This is a genomic window from Bradyrhizobium sp. HKCCYLRH2015, assembly GCF_051168215.1.
Taxonomy (GTDB): domain Bacteria; phylum Pseudomonadota; class Alphaproteobacteria; order Rhizobiales; family Xanthobacteraceae; genus Bradyrhizobium.
On record NZ_JBNPUO010000015.1, the window covers coordinates 1 to 19,232 of the forward strand.

General features: G+C 64.4%; 15 protein-coding genes. 10 read left to right on the plus strand and 5 right to left on the minus strand.

Annotated elements, in window-relative coordinates:
• From ACQR1H_RS31555 to ACQR1H_RS31565, 3 genes are all read right to left on the minus strand, one after another.
• Positions 1-2,429: hypothetical protein (locus tag ACQR1H_RS31555; protein WP_434908703.1), on the minus strand; the 2,429-nt coding region annotated here is incomplete at its 3' end.
• Between the two features lie 491 nt (positions 2,430-2,920).
• On the minus strand, positions 2,921-4,279 hold the full coding sequence (locus ACQR1H_RS31560) for a cytochrome c3 family protein (protein WP_315804955.1): 1,359 nt from the start codon (positions 4,277-4,279) through the stop codon (positions 2,921-2,923).
• A 12-nt stretch (positions 4,280-4,291) separates the two neighbouring features.
• On the minus strand, positions 4,292-5,170 hold the full coding sequence (locus ACQR1H_RS31565; protein ID WP_434908704.1) for a pyridine nucleotide-disulfide oxidoreductase: 879 nt from the start codon (positions 5,168-5,170) through the stop codon (positions 4,292-4,294).
• A gap of 357 nt (positions 5,171-5,527) precedes the next feature.
• Here ACQR1H_RS31565 and ACQR1H_RS31570 point away from each other — a divergent pair, with 357 nt between their 5' ends.
• The 8 genes from ACQR1H_RS31570 (at position 5,528) to ACQR1H_RS31605 (ending at position 15,103) form a co-directional block, all read left to right on the plus strand.
• Positions 5,528-6,829, plus strand: a complete 1,302-nt coding sequence (locus ACQR1H_RS31570) for an NAD(P)-binding domain-containing protein (RefSeq protein ID WP_434908705.1) — start codon at positions 5,528-5,530, stop codon at positions 6,827-6,829.
• Between the two features lie 46 nt (positions 6,830-6,875).
• A complete protein-coding gene (locus ACQR1H_RS31575; RefSeq protein WP_434908706.1) occupies positions 6,876-8,318 on the plus strand; it encodes an ankyrin repeat domain-containing protein in 1,443 nt (480 codons plus the stop codon).
• 327 nt (positions 8,319-8,645) lie between these two features.
• On the plus strand, positions 8,646-10,634 hold the full coding sequence (locus ACQR1H_RS31580) for a heme lyase CcmF/NrfE family subunit (RefSeq protein WP_434886696.1): 1,989 nt from the start codon (positions 8,646-8,648) through the stop codon (positions 10,632-10,634).
• 8 nt (positions 10,635-10,642) lie between these two features.
• Positions 10,643-11,179 (plus strand): DsbE family thiol:disulfide interchange protein, encoded by a 537-nt coding sequence (locus tag ACQR1H_RS31585; RefSeq protein ID WP_434908707.1) that lies wholly within the window; start codon positions 10,643-10,645, stop codon positions 11,177-11,179.
• On the plus strand, positions 11,176-11,688 hold the full coding sequence (locus tag ACQR1H_RS31590; protein ID WP_434908708.1) for a cytochrome c-type biogenesis protein: 513 nt from the start codon (positions 11,176-11,178) through the stop codon (positions 11,686-11,688). Before ACQR1H_RS31585 ends, ACQR1H_RS31590 begins: the two co-directional genes overlap by 4 nt.
• The gene (gene ccmI, locus ACQR1H_RS31595) at positions 11,685-13,004 is read left to right on the plus strand and encodes a c-type cytochrome biogenesis protein CcmI (RefSeq protein WP_434908709.1); all 1,320 of its coding nucleotides are present in this window, start codon (positions 11,685-11,687) and stop codon (positions 13,002-13,004) included. Before ACQR1H_RS31590 ends, ccmI begins: the two co-directional genes overlap by 4 nt.
• Before the next feature lie 64 nt (positions 13,005-13,068).
• A complete protein-coding gene (locus ACQR1H_RS31600; RefSeq protein WP_315804948.1) occupies positions 13,069-13,722 on the plus strand; it encodes a response regulator transcription factor in 654 nt (217 codons plus the stop codon).
• Positions 13,723-13,726: 4 nt separating this feature from the next.
• Positions 13,727-15,103 (plus strand): ATP-binding protein, encoded by a 1,377-nt coding sequence (locus ACQR1H_RS31605; protein WP_434908710.1) that lies wholly within the window; start codon positions 13,727-13,729, stop codon positions 15,101-15,103.
• A 181-nt stretch (positions 15,104-15,284) separates the two neighbouring features.
• Here ACQR1H_RS31605 and ACQR1H_RS31610 read toward each other — a convergent pair whose 3' ends face one another.
• Positions 15,285-15,656 carry a c-type cytochrome gene (locus tag ACQR1H_RS31610; protein WP_434908711.1) on the minus strand — a complete coding sequence of 124 codons (372 nt, stop codon included), beginning with the start codon at positions 15,654-15,656 and terminating at the stop codon, positions 15,285-15,287.
• A gap of 213 nt (positions 15,657-15,869) precedes the next feature.
• Here ACQR1H_RS31610 and ACQR1H_RS31615 point away from each other — a divergent pair, with 213 nt between their 5' ends.
• Both ACQR1H_RS31615 and ACQR1H_RS31620 read left to right on the plus strand, forming a co-directional pair.
• Positions 15,870-17,042, plus strand: coding sequence for an FIST N-terminal domain-containing protein (locus ACQR1H_RS31615; RefSeq protein WP_434908712.1), 1,173 nt, complete (start codon positions 15,870-15,872; stop codon positions 17,040-17,042).
• On the plus strand, positions 17,039-18,391 hold the full coding sequence (locus ACQR1H_RS31620) for a hybrid sensor histidine kinase/response regulator (RefSeq protein ID WP_434908713.1): 1,353 nt from the start codon (positions 17,039-17,041) through the stop codon (positions 18,389-18,391). The genes ACQR1H_RS31615 and ACQR1H_RS31620 overlap by 4 nt, the downstream gene beginning before the upstream one ends.
• Here ACQR1H_RS31620 and ACQR1H_RS31625 read toward each other — a convergent pair.
• Positions 18,345-19,079, minus strand: coding sequence for a response regulator transcription factor (locus tag ACQR1H_RS31625; RefSeq protein ID WP_316182172.1), 735 nt, complete (start codon positions 19,077-19,079; stop codon positions 18,345-18,347). The two genes, ACQR1H_RS31620 and ACQR1H_RS31625, sit on opposite strands and share 47 nt — an antisense overlap.
• Positions 19,080-19,232: the final 153 nt, after the last annotated feature.

Consider the following 19,232-nt stretch of genomic DNA (forward strand, 5'->3'; position numbering starts at 1 on the left):
TTCGAGCACTGCAGCGTGCCGGTCGGAATGTGCGGCGGCGTGGTCATGCCCTGCGCCGTCTTGCCGTTGTGGCAGGTGGAGCAATTGGTGTCGGTGGCGGCATGCTTGAACGCGGCGCCGCCCCAGCTGGTGAAGCCGCCGCTCGCCGCCTTGGCGTGACAGCTGACGCAGTCGGCGCCGCCGGTGGCGACGTGGTTCGGATATGACGCCGTGCCCAGCGCCCCCTTGCTGCCCTGGCCGGTGTAGGAGCCGTTGTGGCAGCTGTCGCAGCGCGCCGTCGCCACCGCGGCGTGGTTCATCGTGTAGGTGGCAAAGCTCGCCGCGGTGTTGCTGTGGCAGTTCGAGCACTGCAGCGTGCCGGTCGGAATGTGCGGCGGCGTGGTCATGCCCTGCGCCGTCTTGCCGTTGTGGCAGGTCGCGCAGTTGGTGTCGGTGGCGGCATGCTTGAACGCCGCACCGCCCCAGCTCGTGAAGCCGCCCGAGGCTGCCTTGCTGTGACAGCTGACGCAGTCGGCGCCGCCGGTGGCGACATGGTTCGGATACGACGCGGTGCCGAGCGCCCCCTTGGTGCCCTGGCCGGTGTAGTTGCCGTTGTGGCAGCTGTCGCAGCGCGCCGTCGCCACCGCGGCGTGGTTCATCGTGTAGGTGGCAAAGCTCGCCGCGGTGTTGCTGTGGCAGTTCGAGCATTGCAGCGTCCCGGTCGGGATGTGCGGCGGCGTCGTCATGCCCTGCGCCGTCCTGCCGTTGTGGCAGGTGGCGCAATTGGTGTCGGTGGCCTTGTGAGCAAACGCCGCGCCGCCCCAGCTGGTGAAGCCGCCCGAGGCCGCCTTGGCGTGACAGCTGACGCAGTCGGCGCCGCCGGTGGCGACGTGGTTCGGGAACGACGCGGTGCCGAGCGCCCCCTTGGTGCCTTGGCCGGTGAAGCTGCCGTTGTGACAGCTGTCGCAGCGCGCCGTCGCCACTGCGGCGTGGTTCATGGTGTAGGTGGCGAAGCTCGCCGCGGTGTTGCTGTGGCAGTTCGAGCACTGCAGCGTCCCGGTCGGGATGTGCGGCGGCGTGGTCATGCCCAACGCCGTCTTGCCGTTGTGACAGGTCGCGCAGTTGGTGTCGGTGGCCTTGTGAGCAAACGCCGCGCCGCCCCAGCTGGTGAAGCCGCCCGAGGCCGCCTTGGCGTGACAGCTGACGCAGTCGGCGCCGCCGGTGGCGACGTGGTTCGGGTATGACGCGGTGCTCATGGCACCTTTGGTGCCCTGGCCGGTGAAGTTGCCGTTGTGGCAGCTATCGCAGCGCGCGGTCGCCACCGCGGCGTGGTTCATGGTGTAGGTCGTGAAGCTCGCCGCCGAGTTGGTGTGACAGTTCGAGCATTGCAACGTCCCGGTCGGGATGTGTGGTGGTGTCGCCATCCCCATCGCCGTCCAGCCGTTGTGGCAGGTCGCGCAGTTGGTGTCGGTCGCGGCATGCTTGAACGCCGCACCGCCCCAGCTGGTGAAGCCGCCGCTCGCCACCTTGGCGTGACAGCTGACGCAGTCCGCCCCGCCAGTGGCAACGTGGTTCGGATACGACGCGGTGCCGAGTGCGCCCTTGGTACCCTGGCCGGTGTAGCTGCCGTTGTGGCAGCTGTCGCAGCGCGCGGTCGCCACCGCGGCGTGGTTCATGGTGTAGGTCGTGAAGCTCGCGGCGGTGTTGCTGTGGCAGTTCGAGCATTGCAGCGTCCCGGTCGGGATGTGCGGCGGCGTCGTCATGCCCTGCGCCGTCCTGCCGTTGTGACAGGTGGAGCAATTGGTGTCGGTCGCGGCATGCTTGAAGGCCGCGCCGCCGAAGCTGGCCGTGCTGGTGTGACAGGACTCGCAAGGCAGATTGGTCTGGAGATGATTGCTGGACTTGCCGCGCGCGGTCGTCCCGTTGTGACAGTTGGCACAACCGGCGACGATGCCGGCGTGGTCCATCTTCATTCTGATGCGAAAACTCGCCGTCGACCTGTGGCACACATCGCATGGCGCTGCGGTCGTGATGTGATTCTTCGACTTGCCCCGTGCCATCACGCCGTTGTGGCAGGTCGTACATGACGCCTTCGCCTGGGTATGATCGATCGCCCGGACGTCCTTCCATGTCGAAGTCTGATGGCAGCTCTCACAGCGCCGCGTGGTCATCGGGTGATTGACGGACATGCCCGCCGTCTGCGCGCCGTTGTGGCAACTGGCGCACTGCGTCTGCGTGCCCTTGAACCGCCCGCCGACGTGACAGGACGAGCACTCCACGCCGACATGGCTTCCGGTCAGCGGAAACCCGGTCGAGACGTGATCGAATGAGCTCTGCGCGGCAGCGTGCCCTGCCAACACCAGAGTGAGCAGCACACAGGCGAGCAGCCACTGCACCATGCGGTGCGAGGCTCGCGCCAACAGCCCCAGTCTGCTGTAGCAGCTGCTCAACTCCAACTCCGCTCTTCACTCTCGACTCGATCGCCAGCCGGACATCCGACGGCGACCGGCCGACCCCAATCCAGCCGAGACCGTTGAGCGTCCGCCGCTCGGCGGTCGCCCTGACAAACCCAAGACACTCTTGCGGATTCCCCCTACGGCCCGGCGGCACGTCTTCCCCAGCCACCGAATACTCGAAACGCTCCGTGCTCCCTTGATCGAGCGCTGCATCGATTAGGCGATGACGGAGTCACCGGCCAGATCACGCAGCCTTCGCTACGCCTACGACAGAGCTTCCAGAGACGCGCAAAGCTGGCCCAAAACTGGGCCAAGCTGAACTCAAGCTGAATGGAGGTTTAGGTTTCTGACCTCACCCGCGCGCGATGGTCCGGCAAGCCCATCACGCAAGCCATTGATCTGCATTCGAACTGATCAGTATTGCGAGCTCTTATCAGCTCGATACGATGTCAGACGTCTTGCAGCAGCCACCGCGGCCGTTCGAATCAGTTCCTGATCTGAACGTTGCGCCATCCCGTTGCGACATGGCAGCGCTCGCACGTCTGACCGAAGGTACCATTGTGCACGTCCGAGCTGCGATGACAGCTGAAGCAATCCATCGGCAACTTCAGGTCCGGCGGCGACTTGGCCTTGTGACAGGCCTCGCAGGTGATCTTCTGGTGAACGCCAACAAGTGGGAACCGCGTCTGCCGCGCATGATCGAAGCGCCACAGCCGCCATCCGTTCGGATTGTGGCAGTTGGCGCATCGCCCGCCGAGTTTCCCCTGGTGGAAATCCTTGTGGCAGCTCTCGCAGGCCATCGGAGTGTTCTTGTAGGTCGGCGTCCGGTGGCACTCCTCGCAGGGCACCGACTTGTGCAGGCCGATCAAGGGGAAGCGCGTGATTTCATGATCGAAGGAGAGCTTCTTCCGCCAACCCATATCGCTATGGCACGTCTCGCAACGCTCGCCGAGCTTGCCCTGATGCGGATCCTGCTTGCGGTGACAGGACACGCATGAGGTCGCGAGCTTGTCCCGATAGAGATCACCCGTATGGCAGCCCTCACACTTCACCTTGGCATGGGCATTTCGCAGGGGGAAGCGGGTCTTGTCGTGATTGAAGCGGACCGTCTTCCACTTGTCCTGATCGTGGCAGGTCTCGCACTTGTCGCCGAAGCGGCCGCCATGGACGTCCTGAAGACGGTGACATGAGCCACAGGAGGTCGGCAGATCCTTGTATTGCTGACCGGAATGACACGTCGCACAAGCGACCGACTTGTGGGCGCCCACGAGGGGAAATCGGGTCTTGGTATGGTCGAACTCCTTGGTCGCGCGCCATTTCACCGCCGTGTGGCAGTTCTCGCAGCGTTCACCGAGTCGACCGCGATGCGGATCAATCGCCTTGTGACACTCGAAACAGGTCGAGGGCGCGTTGCGGAACTTCACCTTCGCGACGTGACATCCCGCACAAGGCACGGTCTTGTGCGCGTCGACAAGCCGGTAGTTCGTCATGTCGTGGTTGAAGGTCTCCTTGTCGAGCTGGACGATGTCGGTTCCACGCCCCTTGTGGTCGGTGTGACACTGCCTGCACTCCTGGCTCAGCGCCGCCTGGTCGCGTCCGTGCAGGCGCTCACGCTGCCTGCGATCGACGGCAATCTCCTTGTGGCAATCGAGACAGAGGCCCGACTGTGCTTTCCGCGTATAGGCTTCGTGGCACTTTCCGCATTCGCTCTCGAGCTTGGCATGCTTCTCGACCAACGGGCCCGGCATGACGAGCTTCTCCAGCAACGTCTGCGCCCGCCCCCCGGCCGAGAGCATCGCAACGCCGGCCAGGACGGCGACGACGACCGCAACACGCCACCGCATCACGCAACTCCGTCAATAGTGATGGACGGCCCAGACATGAACGACGCCCGCCAGCAGCATGAGAAAAAACAGCGGCAGATGAAGCACATGCCACAGCGAAAACAATCGTTCGAAGAACGTCAGCTCAGCGGCCTTGCGTACCGCAGCGGCGTAGCGCCGCACCACCTCCTCGATTCGCTTCTCGCGACGCCGCCGCTCGGACCACGACCATCGCGCGCGCTTGGCTTCGGCGCGAATGAGCCGGCGCGCTTCCGCAACCACATTGGCGCGCAGCCGCCGCGTGCGCGCTGCGATGACCGCGCCGGTCCGCAGGCTGCCCAGCGCGGTTCGGGGTACCCTGTTGTCGAGCCCTTTGCTGAAGGCAGCCAGCTCCCGCGACACGAACGAGACGGCCTGCATTTCCTGACCGAGCTCCGTCCGCATTGCCTCGGCCTCGGCGAGCAGCTCCTTGACCCGCGCTCTCCCACCATGGAGGCCCATATGGATCTTGCCATAGATGTAACGGCCGACCACGCCGCTGATCGCCACGATCAGCATGGTGAAGAACGCCACATTGCTGTTGAGCGCCCCCAGCTGGAAATTCGCATGGAACAGGATGAGCACGGGACCGATGACGCCGAGCAGCATGTGCGTCCTGAACCAGAACGGCACCGAGCCGATCCCGCGCAGCGACTTGAAGCGCTTGCGCATCGAATAGGCCAGCAGCGACAGCATCGCGACGCTGCCGTAGATCCCGAGCCAGTATCCGGTGCCGGAGCCCGGCGTAATATACTCCTCCTCCTTCTGTAGCCACCCCAGGGCAATCGCTCCGAGAACGATGACCGTGATGACGACCGGAATGGTTCCGCGAAGAGGATTGCCGCTCGCGCGAGCGACCGCTGCTCTGCTCATGACCTCGTCGTTTCCTGTGAAACCCGAATGCGGGATCGGCGGAAGCCAGACTCGCTCGCGGATATCCGGATCTCAGTCGAGAGAGCACTTAGTGATAACCACTTGCAACACCCCCTTCCGTCTTCCAACACTGACGTCATTAGTCCGAAATCAGTGCGAGCCATATTTCCGCCGACGGCATCTGTTCAACGAATGATCCAATCCTCGTCTCCAAGACGTCAGATCATTCTGGAATTTCTATGTCGGCATCTCTTGAGAGGAATTTGCATCTAGCACCGCATCGAGTCTCTTCACGCGGAGTTCGCGGCCGGCGGCTCTCTTCTGCTGTTAGTTGGTAAGACAAGGGAGCGAGACGACATGGCGCTCGATCTCCTGATCGTCTACGCCGCGCCGATGCTCGGCGTCTGGGCCACCTATATGGCGGTGCGCAAGAGAAGAGAGATAAAGAGCGTCGCGAAGCTCTCGGCCGCCAAGGATGCCGGTCTGCTCGAGCCGGCATCGCTGCACCCAATCATCGATCCCGCCTTGTGCATCGGCTGCGGGTCATGCGTCAGGGCGTGCCCGGAGGGGGACATTCTCGGCCTGATCGACGGCAAGGCGTCGCTGGTCGAGCCTTCGCATTGTATCGGACACGGCGCCTGCAAGGCGGTGTGCCCCGTGAACGCCATCACGCTGGTGTTCGGCACCGAAACGCGCGGCATCGACATTCCAAACGTGGACGAGGCATTCCAGACCAACGTGCCCGGCATCTTCATTGCCGGAGAGCTCGGCGGGATGGGGCTGGTCCGCAACGCTATCGAACAAGGACGCCAGGCGATCGACTCCGTCCGCAAGGTCAAGAACATCGGCAAGTCCGACATGCTCGACGTCGTGATTGTCGGCTGCGGTCCGGCCGGACTTTCCGCCAGTCTCGCCTGCCTGCAGCATCGGCTGCGCTTCGTCACGCTCGAGCAGGACTCGCTCGGCGGCACCGTCGCGCACTTCCCCCGAGGCAAGCTGGTGATGACCGCACCTTTCACGCTGCCGCTCGCGGGCAAGTTCAACTTCAGAGAGCTCAGCAAGGAGCAGTTGATCACCTTCTTCATGGGAATCGTGCGCAAGGCCCGCCTCAAGGTGAACGTCGGCGAGCGCGTCGAGGCCGTCACGCGAGTCGGAGAAAGCTTCGACGTCAGGACGAACCGCGGCAGCTACAGAACGCATGCCGTGCTCCTGGCGATCGGGCGCCGCGGAACGCCGCGAAAGCTGGAGGCTCCGGGCGAAGAGCAGACCAAGGTCGTCTATCGACTGATCGACCCCGAACAGTATCGCGGCCAGCACGTGCTCGTCGTCGGCGGCGGCGACGCCGCACTGGAAGCCGCGTGCTCCATCGCCGACGAGCCCGGCACGACGGTGACCCTCTCCCATCGCAGCGAGTCGTTCAGTCGCGCCAAGCTGAAGAACCGCGAACGGGTGGAAACAGCCGCTCGATCGGGGCGGCTCCGGGTCGTCTACAACTCTTCGGTCAAACGGATCGGCAGTGACGACGTTGACATCGATGCCGGCGGCAGCACGAGCACGATCCGAAACGATGCCGTCATCGTCTGCGTCGGCGGCATTCTGCCCACCGCATTCCTGAAGAGCATGGGTATCGAGGTCGAGACGAAATATGGCACGGCTTAAGTCCTCTCACGTCATCATCCCCCTGATCTGTCTCGTCGGCTCGACCGTGCCGTCGGTCGCCCCGGCCGGCGACGCGCCGGCCGGCGTGAGCTCCGAAGCATCCGCGAGCCAGGCGGCCGATGCCGCGATCCGCGCCGGACATCCTGAGGACGCACTGAAGCTGCTCGAGCGCGCCGCCAACGCCGGGGATCCGGAGGCGCAGTACCGGCTTGCGTCGCTCTACCGCGCCGGTCTCGGCACCAGAGCAGACGACACGCTGGCGTTCAAATGGATGGAGGCAAGCGCAAGGAAGGGACACGTCAAGGCGCAGTACAATGTCGCAGCGATGTGGCTCGCGGGCCGCGGAACACCGTCCGTTCCCGACCGGGCGCGGGAGTGGCTGCGCAAGTCGGCGGCGGCTGGCTATCAGCCCGCCGAGCAGTTGATGGCCGACATGGCCAGCCGAGACGCGCGACCCCGCGCCAGGGAGCCGGCGCGCGAAGCTGCGCGCAGGCCGCCACCGACGCTCGATGCGCAGGCCGCCATGCGAAACGGCCATCCGGCCATCATCGACGCCGCCCTGCGCGGCCAGTTCGATCCGATGCGCCAGCTCATCGCTGCGAAGGCTGACGTCAACGCGGTCAACGAGGACGGCGATACGCCTCTGGCGATCGCCGCGGCCGCCGGGCATCTTCGGCTGGTGGAGCTCCTGCTCGCCTCGGGAGCCAACCCGAACACCGGCAACCGGCGCGGCGACACGCCTTTGATGCTGGCAGCGGACAAGGATCATGGAGACATCATCAAACTGCTGCTGACGAAGGCGGCCGACCCATCTGCAGCGCGTGCAGATGGCACGACCGCACTATTGATGGCGCTCAGCCGCTGCAACGGCGCCGCGATCGCTGCGCTCCTCGACGGCGCCTCCGGCAGTCTGCCCGCGTCGGCGGACGGCCGGACCCCCCTCATGATCGCGGTCGCGTCGTGCACCAATGGCCCGCTCGATCGGCAACTCGTTCAGAGATCCGACCTCAACGCCGCCGATGGGCAGGGCCGCACCGCACTCTGGCACGCGGCCGGCAATGGCAATACGCACGCGATCGGACAACTGATCCGCGCCGGTGCGGACGTCAACCGCGCTGACGCCGACGACAAGACGCCGTTGCTGAATGCCATCGAAGGCCGCAGCGCCGCGGCCTCGCTGCTTCTGTTGGACCATGGGGCCGACCCGAAACGCGCGACAAGAGGCGGAAATACCGCCCTCATCCTCGCTGCGCGCGCCGGGCTTGCGGATGTCGTCAGTGAGCTTCTCAGGCGCAAGGCCGACCCGAACGTGCGCAACGGCCAGGGCATGAGCGCGTTGATGATGGCGGCCCATGAGGGGAACATCGGCATTGCGCACAGCCTTCTCGCCGCCGGCGCCGAAAAGCAATTGAGAAACAAGCGGCGCGAACGTGCCACGGACATCGCCGCTGCCAGCGGTCACAGCGATATCGCCAAGCTTCTGGAATAGCGGACGATTCCGTTTCGCCTCCCTGCCTATCATGCGGTCGACGTCGCGTTCGCTGCTCGCTGCTCGCTGCTCGCTGCTCGCTGCTCGCTGGCGCCGCAGACGATTCGCGCGTTATTTGTCAATGAACATAACGCTCCATACCAAGACGCCTCGATGATACCGCTCTCCGGCCGTGAGTGCGAATGAGTTGCATTTACACTACGATGCACGTCGATGGATCATCATCATTCCGTACGAATGATGCCTCATTCGGCGCATTGATTGTCGACGCATCACAGACACTTGATAGTTAGCTGCAGGAATATCCGCTGCAGTCGGAGATACCACATGACAGCGGAGGTCGGATCGTTTGCGCTCATTCTCGCGCTCCTCGTGTCGCTGGTGCAGTCGATCGTTCCGTTCGCAGCGCTGCGCCGCCAATCCGAGATGATCGCCGGCTTCGTTCGGCACGCTGCCTTGACTCAGTTTCTGTTCGTCTCGATCGCATTCGCATGCCTGACGTCGCTGTTTGTCCACTCCGACTTTTCAGTCCAGGTCGTCGCAGCCAATTCGCACACGCTCAAGCCGCTGCTCTACAAGGTCTCCGGAGTCTGGGGAAACCATGAGGGATCCATGTTGTTGTGGGTCCTGATCCTCTCATTGTTCGGTGCTGCCGTTGCATTGTTCGGAACGAACCTTCCGGAGCGACTGCAGAGCAACGTCCTCGGCGTGCACGGCATGATCGGCCTCGGCTTTCTGGCGTTCATCGTCTCGACATCGAATCCGTTCGCGCGGCTGGTCGATGCTCCCCTCGAAGGCAACGGACTGAATCCGATCTTGCAGGATCCCGGCCTCGCCTTTCATCCACCGTTTCTGTATCTGGGCTACGTCGGCTTCTCGATGGCGTTCTCGTTCTCGGTCGCCGCGCTGATCGAGGGAAAGGTCGATGCCAGCTGGGCCCGCTGGGTCCGACCGTGGGTGCTCGCGGCCTGGTGCTTTCTCACGATTGGAATCACGCTGGGCAGCGCATGGGCGTACTACACGCTCGGCTGGGGCGGCTGGTGGTTCTGGGACCCCGTCGAGAACGCGTCCTTCATGCCGTGGCTTGCGGGGACTGCGCTGCTGCATTCCGCCCTGGTGGTCGAACGTCGGAGCGCCCTCCAGAGCTGGACGATCCTGCTGGGGATCGTGACCTTCTCATTGAGCCTGATCGGGACCTTCCTGGTGCGATCCGGCGTGCTCACCAGTGTTCATGCTTTCGCACAGGACCCCTCGCGTGGCGCATTCATCCTGGCGCTCATCCTGGTGGCGACCGGCGGGGCGTTGACGCTGTATGCGATCCGAGCCCCAAGCCTGAAGCACGGTGCACTGTTCGCGGCCGTCAGCCGCGAGAGCGGCCTCGTCCTCAACAATGTGCTGCTCACGGCAGCCGTGGCCACCGTGTTTCTCGGCACGTTCTACCCGCTCCTCGTCGACATGCTCGGAAACGACAAGATCTCCGTCGGCCCTCCCTACTACAACCTGACGTTCGTTCCGATCATGGTTCCGCTGCTGCTTGCCATGGTGATCGGCCCGGTTCTGAAATGGAAGCGCGATCTCCTCGTTGCGGCCCTGCAACGACTCCGCCTGGCCGGAGGACTTGCGGCATTCATTGCCGTCGCGATCCTCATCGCGACGTTCGGACAGCGTTTCCTGGTCGCGTTCTTCTTCGGCATCGCCGTCTGGCTCGTGATCGGCTCGCTGATGGTGCTGGCTCATCGCGTCCGCCTCGGCATGACGACTCCCCTGGCGACCTCGCTCAACCTCGCGCGCACCACTCCGCTCGCGGTCTACGGCTTGGTGCTGGCCCATGCGGGAATGGGCGTCACCGTCGCAGGCATTACCGGGATGACCGCGTGGGCCAGCGAGAAGGTGCAGATGCTGCGGCCGGGCCAGAGCCTGCAGCTCGCGGGCTACGACATCAAGCTGCGCTCGATCGGAAAATTTCCAGGCCCCAACTACGAAGCCGAGCGTGGCACGTTCGACATCACGCGGAACGGCAAACCGTTCACGCAGCTTTCCAGCGAGCGCCGCTTCTATCCCGTCAGACAGCAGCAGACGACCGCCGCCGGCATTCGAACCAACCTGCTCTGGAACGTCTACGTGACGCTCGGCGATCCCGACGACAAAGGCGCGTGGGCGGTGCGTTGCTACTATCACCCGCTGGTGCCGCTGGTCTGGATCGGCGCGCTGATGATGGCGTGCGGCGGCTTCGTCTCGCTGGCCGACCGGAGATTTCGTGTCGGTGCTCCGCGACGGGCGATGCGGGCCGTACCCACTGCCGTTCCTGCTGAATAGGACGAGATATGCCGCGCCTCCCCTATCTCATACCGCTCGCGGCTTTCGTCGCACTGGCCGCTGGACTGGCCTTCAGCCTGACCAACGATCCGCAGCGAATGCCCTCGACCCTGATCGACAAGCCGACCCCGCGGTTCCAACTCGCGTCGCTCGACGGCAAGGGCGGCGGTCTTGCCAGTACCGACCTGCAGGGCGACGTGGTCCTGCTCAACGTGTTCGCATCCTGGTGCCCCGGATGCCGCGTCGAACATCCCATGCTGCTCAAGCTCGCGGAGAGCTCCGCGATCCCGATCTATGGGCTGAACTGGAAGGATGATCGGAACGACGGCAAACGTTGGCTTGCCAAGCATGGCAGTCCCTATGCCCGTGTCGGCTCCGATGAGTCCGGCCGGGCCGGCATCGATCTTGGCGTGACCGGCGTTCCCGAAACCTTCGTGATCGATCGGGCCGGCCGCATCCGCTTCCGCTATCCCGGCCCGCTGACCGAAGATGTATGGCGTGACGATTTCGAACCTCTGCTGAAGGCACTCAGGAGCGAGTCATGAACTGCCGGCGGATCAAGCGCGCGGCCGAAGCGCTTCTCGTCAGCTCGCTCGTGCTGACGGCGACCTGGTCGCCATCTCGTGCGGTGCTTCCCGACGAAATGTTGCGCGACGAGGGGCTGGAGGCCCGCGCGCGCGCGCTGGGCCAGGAGCTGCGCTGCGTCGTTTGTCAGAATCAGAGCATAGACGACTCCAACGCTCCGTTGGCGCATGATCTGAGGGTGCTGCTGCGCGATCGCCTGCAGGCCGGCGACAGCGACCGGCAGGCGGTGGACTTCCTGGTCGCACGCTACGGCAACTTCGTCCTGCTCAAGCCTCCCTTACAGTGGAATACCATCGCGCTGTGGATCGGTCCCCTGCTCGCTTTGCTCACGGCCGCCGTCGGCTTCGGCCGCTACGTGCGCCGGGCGGCAGCCAATGCGACTGCGCCTGAGGCCGAGCATGTCGCGCCGCTGAGCGCCGACGAACTCGAAGCCATCGAGGCGATCCTCGATCGACGGAGCCTTTCATGATGCTGTGGCTGATCCTGACGGCGATGATTTCCGTAGCCGCCGTGCTCATATCGACGCCATTCATCCGCAGCTACGAGCGGAGACGGCTGGCTTCGGCTCAGGAACTCGCCGTCCACCACGACCAGCTCCGCGAGATCGAGAACGAAACCGCACGCGGCCTGATCGACAAGTCGGATGGCGAGAGCGCGGCCAGCGAGATCAAGCGGCGCATTCTCGCCGCAGCCGCCGCCGAACAGCCGCCGGCGCCCTCCCTCACCAGCTCCGAACGAAAATTTGCGCTCGCCGTCGTCACGATGACGGTGGTGCTCGGCTCCGTCGTCCTGTACGCGGTCATCGGAAACCCGGATGTCCCCGCGGCCGCGCCGGGCCAGACCGCCGTCGGCACGACGCTGAAGTCGGTTGGCGAAGCGCGAACGGACGCCGGCACCCAGGCCATCGCGTCGTTGGAGCAGATGGCCGGCCAGGACGGTCGCGACCGACCGCAGCAAGGCAGCGGACTGCCGCCGGTCGAAGAGATGATCCAGCGTGTGCAGACCCGACTGGAGCGAAATCCCAGGGATCCGGACGGATGGCGGCTGCTGGGCTGGTCCTTGTTCAACATCGAGCGCTTTGCGGAGGCGGCGCAGGCCTATGCGCGCGCAATGGAGCTGCGGCCAAGCTCGGCAGAGTACCGCAGCGCGCGGGGCGAAGCGCTGGTGCGGGCCGCGGACGGCACCGTCAACTCCGAAGCCCGCGCGGATTTCGACGAAGCACTCAAACTGGATCCCAAGGACGCGCGCGCCCGTTTCTTCATCGGCGTCGTGAAAGAACAGGATGGAGACAAACGGGGTGCGATGGCCGACTGGACGGCGATCGTATCGGAGGCCGATCCGAACGAGCCGTGGCTGCCTGATCTCAAGCAGCGGCTCGGCGCGCTTCGTCGCGAGCTTGGGGAGGATGACGGCTCGCCATCGCCTGCCCGGCCGAACCTGTCCGCCGAGCGCATGCAGGACCTCCTGCGCTCCGGCAAGACCGCGCAGAGCGAGCCGGCGGAGCCGCGCGGCCCCCGCGCCGAGGACATCCGCAAGGCGGAAAGCATGTCCACACAGGATCGCAACCTCATGATCCGGGGCATGGTGGATGGCCTTGCGAGCCGACTCGAACAATCACCGCGCGATGCAGAAGGCTGGATCAAGTTGATCCGCTCGCGGGTGGTGCTGGGTGACGTCGAGGCGGCGAAACAGTCGCTGCAACGCGCACTGTCGGTCTTTGCGGAGGACGTCCCGGAGCGCACGCGCATAGCTGACGCAGCCAAAGAGCTCGGGATCAATCCATAGCGTTCGAGGGCCCGATCCGCGTATCCGCATCGTCGGAACCCGTTCGGCAACCGGAGGAATGGCAATGCGGATTCTGCTCATAGAGGACGAGCCCGTCTACGCGGAGCGCATCAGGGAAAGCCTGGCCGACGCCGGTTTCGAGGCGGATCTCGCCACCGATGGCAGGCAGGGCTGGATGCTGGGCAACAGCCAGCCCTATGATGCCGCGGTCCTCGACCTCGGCCTGCCGTGCATTTCGGGCCTCGACGTGCTGCAACGCTGGCGTCATACCGGCCACACGCTGCCGGTGCTGATCCTGTCCGCCCGCAGCGGCTGGGTCGAGCGTGTCAACGGCCTGAACGCAGGCGCGGACGACTATCTCGAAAAGCCCTTCAAGGCACAGGAGCTCGTCGCGCGGGTCAAATCGCTGCTCCGTCGGGTTTCGAGCAGACCGGAGGCCGTGCTCCGCCTCCGGCAGATCGAATTCAACGCGGCGGCCGGCCTGGTCAAGAAGGACGGGGAGATCGTCGACCTGACTGCACTCGAGTTGCGCGTCCTCGAGTTCCTCATGCGCCGCGCCGATCATATCGTGTCGCAGACCGAGCTGCTGGAGCACATCTATCCGAGCAGCGACCATCGCGACTCCAATACGGTCGAAGTCTACATTGCCCGGCTCAGGAGAAAGCTGGGGCGTGACTGCATTCGCACCGTCAGAGGCATGGGATATCGCTTCGGATAGAGCAATGTTCAGCCGCAACTTCCGAGCCCGGATGATCGCGGTCGCCGCGATCTGGATTTCAATCGTCTTGTTCGCCAGCGGGCTCGGGCTCTCGATCGTCATTCGCCGTGTCGTCGAGGCCCACTTCGATCACGACCTGCTGGATCACGCCCGCGAGCTCGCCGATCTCGTGGAACTCGACGCAGCGCAGCGGCTGTTCATCGCCCGCAATCTGAGCGATCCGCGTTTCTCTCCGGCCAGATCCGGAATGTATTGGCAGGTCATCCTGCAGAACGGCGAGACCGTGCGTTCGCCCTCGCTACAGGATGACCTCTCTCTTTCAGTCACGCCCGACCAGGCCCGCGAGGGCTCACTGCCTCCCTCCACGGCGCTGGCGAATGTGGAAGGACCGACCGGGCCGATGCGGATGGTCCGAAACATCAGCGAGCCGTCTCGTCTCGGGCAACCCGTCGAAATCCGAATCGGCGCCGACGAGCGACTGATTAGTAACGAGATGGAGCACCTCAATCTGACACTGATGGCGACGCTGGGTCTGCTGGCCCTCGCCATGGTTGGCACCGCCTACGCTCAGGTCGCCTACGGCCTGCGGCCGCTGCAGCGGATGAGTCGCGCCATCGTGGACGTGCGCAGCGGCAAGACCACACGCCTGCCCGAGGACCTGCCGGAGGAAATCATGCCGCTCGTCACCGAATTGAACGGGATGATCACGGCAAACCTCAGCATGGTCGATCGCGCTCGCGTGCTCGCAGGAAGCTTTGCGCACGCGCTGAAGACGCCTCTGGCAATCCTCGACGAGGAGGCCGCACGGCTGAAAGCGTCCGGTCAGGAGAGCCACGCGCAGATCCTGTCGGAGCAGTGCTCGCGCATGGCGCTGCTCATCGACTACCAGACGGCGCGCGCAAAGGCCTCCACGATCGCGAATGCAGGTGCGTTTGCGGTCGTCGCAGACGTCTTGAGGAGCGTCATCAATACCTACTCGCGATTCAGCCCCGGGCACGACCGGCGTTTCGAAGTCGAAGGAGCGGCCGACGTCGTCGTTGCCTGCGATACGAACGATCTGACCGAACTCATCGGCAACCTGCTCGACAACGCGGCAAAATGGGCACATGACCTCGTCGTGGTTTCGATCGAGGATCTCGACAGCACCGTCTTGATCACGGTCGAGGACGACGGGCCCGGCATTCCAGTCGAACATCGAATGCGCGTGTTCGACGTGGGCACGAGACTTGACGACGCGAAGCCGGGCACTGGGCTCGGTCTGGCGATCGCCCGCGACCTGACCAGCCTCTATGATGGCCGACTGTGGATCGAGGATTCGCGAATGGGGGGCGCCGCCCTGAAGCTCGCACTTCGAAAGAAGGGTGATCCAAGCTCATCGTGACATGACTGGTGCCCGCAAAGCGACCGCAGCGGCATACGGCACGAAGCCAGTGGAGCAGGAAATCACCATGGCAAGATGCCTGGGCCGGCGCGCCAACGACGCCAGCCGTAGTCGGTGAGAGGCTCCTTTCGAACAGCGCGGGTCAGCAGCGTCGGCAAAATCGCAAGCTTCCCCGGCCGCGCTATCTCAGTGTCGAGAGATAGGCGACGACGTCGGCCCGCTCCTTCGCGTCCGCCAATCCTTTGAAATACATCTTGACCCCGTGAACGTCCCCGCGAGGATCGGCGATATAGGCATCCAGTGCCGCTGCGGTCCAAGGCGCGTTGTTCTTTTTCATGCTCTCCGAATAGGCGTAGTCCGGCACGGCCGCTGGCTGGCGCCCAACGATGTTCCAGAGGCTCGGGCCGACCTTGTTGACGCCGATCTCGGCAGAGTGGCAGTTATGGCAGATGCGCTGGAAGATGCTTTTCCCGGCGACCGGATTGCCGTCGAGCGCGCGGGCGCTCGGTGCCAGGCTGACGAGAACGGCGACAAGAACGATGCGGCGGAGCATGCGAGATCTTTCCCTTTTCGATCCGGAGCGGGCGCGGGCCAGCCCCCCGGCCAGGCGCGGTGAGCAGATCCGGGCAGATGATCGGACGACAGCCCGGCCCAAGTCCTTGTTCTGGATCAAGCCGCGCAGTTGCCGTTGCTGCTCAATTGGCCTAATCTTCTAAAAAAACGAACGATCACCAACAACCCAAAGTGTCGTTCCGGGAGGTGCCCGATGGGAGACGCCGATCCTCGGCCCCCGCGTCCGTCTGGCGTGACTGCTGCAAAGTCCAAGGCTGCAACGGAGGCCGCTGCGGCGGCCGACATCTGCAGCCAGTTGCCGGCCGAAGGGTTGGCGATGGTGCTGATCTTCCTGTCGCCCCACTACGATCCAAACGAGTTCATGGTGGAGGTGACGACCCGTCTTGCGGACATCCCCGTATACGGCTGTACGACGGCTGGAGAGCTGTCGCCCGATGGCTGGGACGACAACAGTGTCGTCGCTCTCGGATTTGCCGCCGAGGATTTCACGGTATTCGCACAGCCCATCTTCGGGTTGTCGGGCTTTCGCGTCGATGAAGGACGTCGCCTCGGCAACCAGCTGAGGCAGGACCTGTCGCGGCACGGCGGCCGCGACGACGACGGCGTGTTCGGGCTCGTCCTGATCGACGGCATGTGCCAGCGCGAAGAGGCGATCATGTCGGCGATCTACGCCTCGCTCGACAATATTCCCCTGGTTGGCGGGTCGGCCGGTGATGGTCTGCGGTTCGAGCGCACCTGGGTCTTTCACGACGGCAAGGCCCACACGGACATGGCTGTGCTGATCCTGATCAGGACGTCATTGCCGTTCCGGCTGTTCAAATGCGACAATTTCGAGCCGACCTCGACCAAGATGGTGGTGACGGAGGCCGATCTCGAGCAGCGCATCGTCAAGCAGCTCAATGCCGAGCCGGCGGCGGAGGAATATTGCCGCGCGATCGGAATCGCCGATTCCGAGCTCGACCCGTTCCTGTTTGCAGCCCATCCGGTCCTGGTGCGAGTCGGCGGCTCCTATTTCGCGCGCTCGATTCAGCGCGTCAGCCCTGACGGCTCACTCCGGTTCTTCTGCGCGATCGACGAAGGCATGGTGCTGACGGCGGCGAGGTCACGCAATTCCGTGGCGGCCGCCCGCGAGATGCTGGCCGAGGTCCGCGACGAGATCGGCGAGGTCTCGATCTTCATCGGTTTCGAGTGCATCCTCAGGCGTCTTGACGCGGAGCAGCATCAGTTTGCGCGGGAAATGTCCGAGCTCTATCGCGACAACCGGATCGTCGGATTCCATACCTATGGCGAGCAGTACGGTTCAATGCATGTCAATCAGACGCTGACCGGGGTCGCGATCGGCAAACGTGGAGCGACGCAGCAATGACCGCCGCGGCGTCTCCGGAAGACCTGCAGCGCGAAGCGGCCAAGCTCAGGAAGATCAACGCCGCGCTGATGTCCCGGGTCGAACGCTCGATGGACCAGCAGTTCAACGCGTTCTCACTGTTCGAAACGGCGATTGCGCTCGATCAGCAGGTGCGCGAGCGAACGCGCCAGCTGCGTGATGCGCTGCGTTCGATCGAAACCGCCAACAAGGACCTGTTTCGGGCCAAGCAGCAGGCTGAAGCGGCGAGCTCCCTGAAATCCTCGGTTCTCATCTCCGTCACGCATGATCTGCTTCAGCCGCTCAACGCCGCGCGGCTCACGCTCTCGACCTTGGCGGACGAGGTCTCGTCCGATCGCGGAACGGCCATGGTGGGCCAGGTCGACCATTCGCTGGCCATGCTCGAGGATCTGCTGCGATCCCTGCTGGAGATTGCCAAGCTCGATGCCGGAGCCCTGCGCCCCGATGTCAGGCCCGTTCTGCTCTCGACCCTGTTCGAGCCGCTCGAACGCGAATTCGCCCCGATCGCGGCCAAGCGCGGGTTGTCCTTGCACATCTGTCCCTGCTCTGTGGCGGTGGTCTCGGATGCCATGATGCTGCGGCGCATCTTGCAGAATCTCCTCGCCAACTCCCTGCGCTACACACGGCAGGGCGGCGTCGTCATGGGATGTCGGCGAGGACCGGGTGCAGACCGGGTTCGGATCGAGGTTTACGACACCGGCCCGGGCATTCCCGGGCCGCAGCAGGAGGCGATCTTTCTCGAATTCCAGCGCGGTCGGCCGAGCGCCGAGGATCAGGCCGGTTTTGGGCTGGGCCTGTCGATCGTTCGTCGCTTCGCCAAGGCATTGGACCATGAGGTCGGGCTGGCTTCGCGGGTTGGACATGGGTCCACATTCAAGCTCGAGCTCGACCGCGCAGACCCGGCAGCCGTACTGCCGGATCCACATCCCGCGGATCACGTCGACCACGACTATGGCGGGCTCGAAGGCGCCAAGATCCTGCTGATCGAAAACGACCTGGCCACCGCCGAGGCCATGGTCAGTCTGCTGGAAAAATGGGGCTGCGACGTCGTAGCTACAGCGTCGTTGAATGACGCCTTGCAGCGTTTGAGTGCGCTCGGCGCAGTCCCTGAGACGATCATCGCGGATCTGCACCTGGATGGCGACGAGAGCGGGCTTGCCGCCATCCGGGACATCAGGCAATTCCTTGGCCGAGATGTTGCGGCCATGATCGTGACCGCCGACTATTCCGAAGACGCAGCCAGGGAAGCAAGCCAATACGGGCTCGAGATCTTGACCAAGCCGGTCAGGCCTGCGGAGCTTCGCGCGCTGTTGTCGTTCTTGCTGTCATGAGCGCTTCAGCGCCGTTTGCCCGAGCTGGCGTGCGCGGCTCGCTGATGAGGTTCACGAAGTCGATCTTTTCCATCTCGATGATGGCCTTGGTCCTGCTCATGACGCGAAGCTTGCGCAGGATCTCCGAGACGTGGACCTTCACTGTCGTCTCGCAGATCCCGAGCTCATAGGCGATCTGCTTGTTCTGCAGTCCACGGCGGATAAGGTCGAGCACGCGCAGCTGCTGCGGCGTCAGCTCGTGAAGACGCTTCAGGAGGTCCTGAGCAGGAAGCCGGCCACGGCGCGCGCCGGCGCAGAGGGAGCCGCCTTCAACATGGACCTCGCCGCGCAGCACGGCGTTGATTGCCTCGGCAAGCTGCTGCTTCGAAGTCGATTTCGAGATGTAGCCGGAGACACCCAGCGCGAGCACGTGGGCGACGAGGTCCGGGTCCCGATGCGCGGAAACGACCAGGATCGGCGTGCGCGGCGCGGTCTTGCGGATGCGGATGACGCCGGAGAGTCCGGTCGTTCCGGGCGTCGAGAGGTCGAGCAGGATCAGGTCGAATCTCGGCGGAGATGAAAGAAGCCCAACGGCCACGTCGACGGACGTCGCCTCGCGCATCTCGGCGTCAGCCAGAGCGGCGCGGATCGCGCTCTCCAGCGCCTCGCGAAACAGCGGATGGTCCTCGACGATGAGCAATCGAGCCACGTGCCTGTCCCCTCCCCGGCCAGATCGAAGGTCCGGCTTATTCAGTGTCGCGGATCCGACATTCAACCAGCGTGCGCGCCGCGTCTTCGAAGGAACGTCAGAACCGGAGCATCAGCGATATCGCGTTGGCTGGCATCAATCAACGACCAAGAC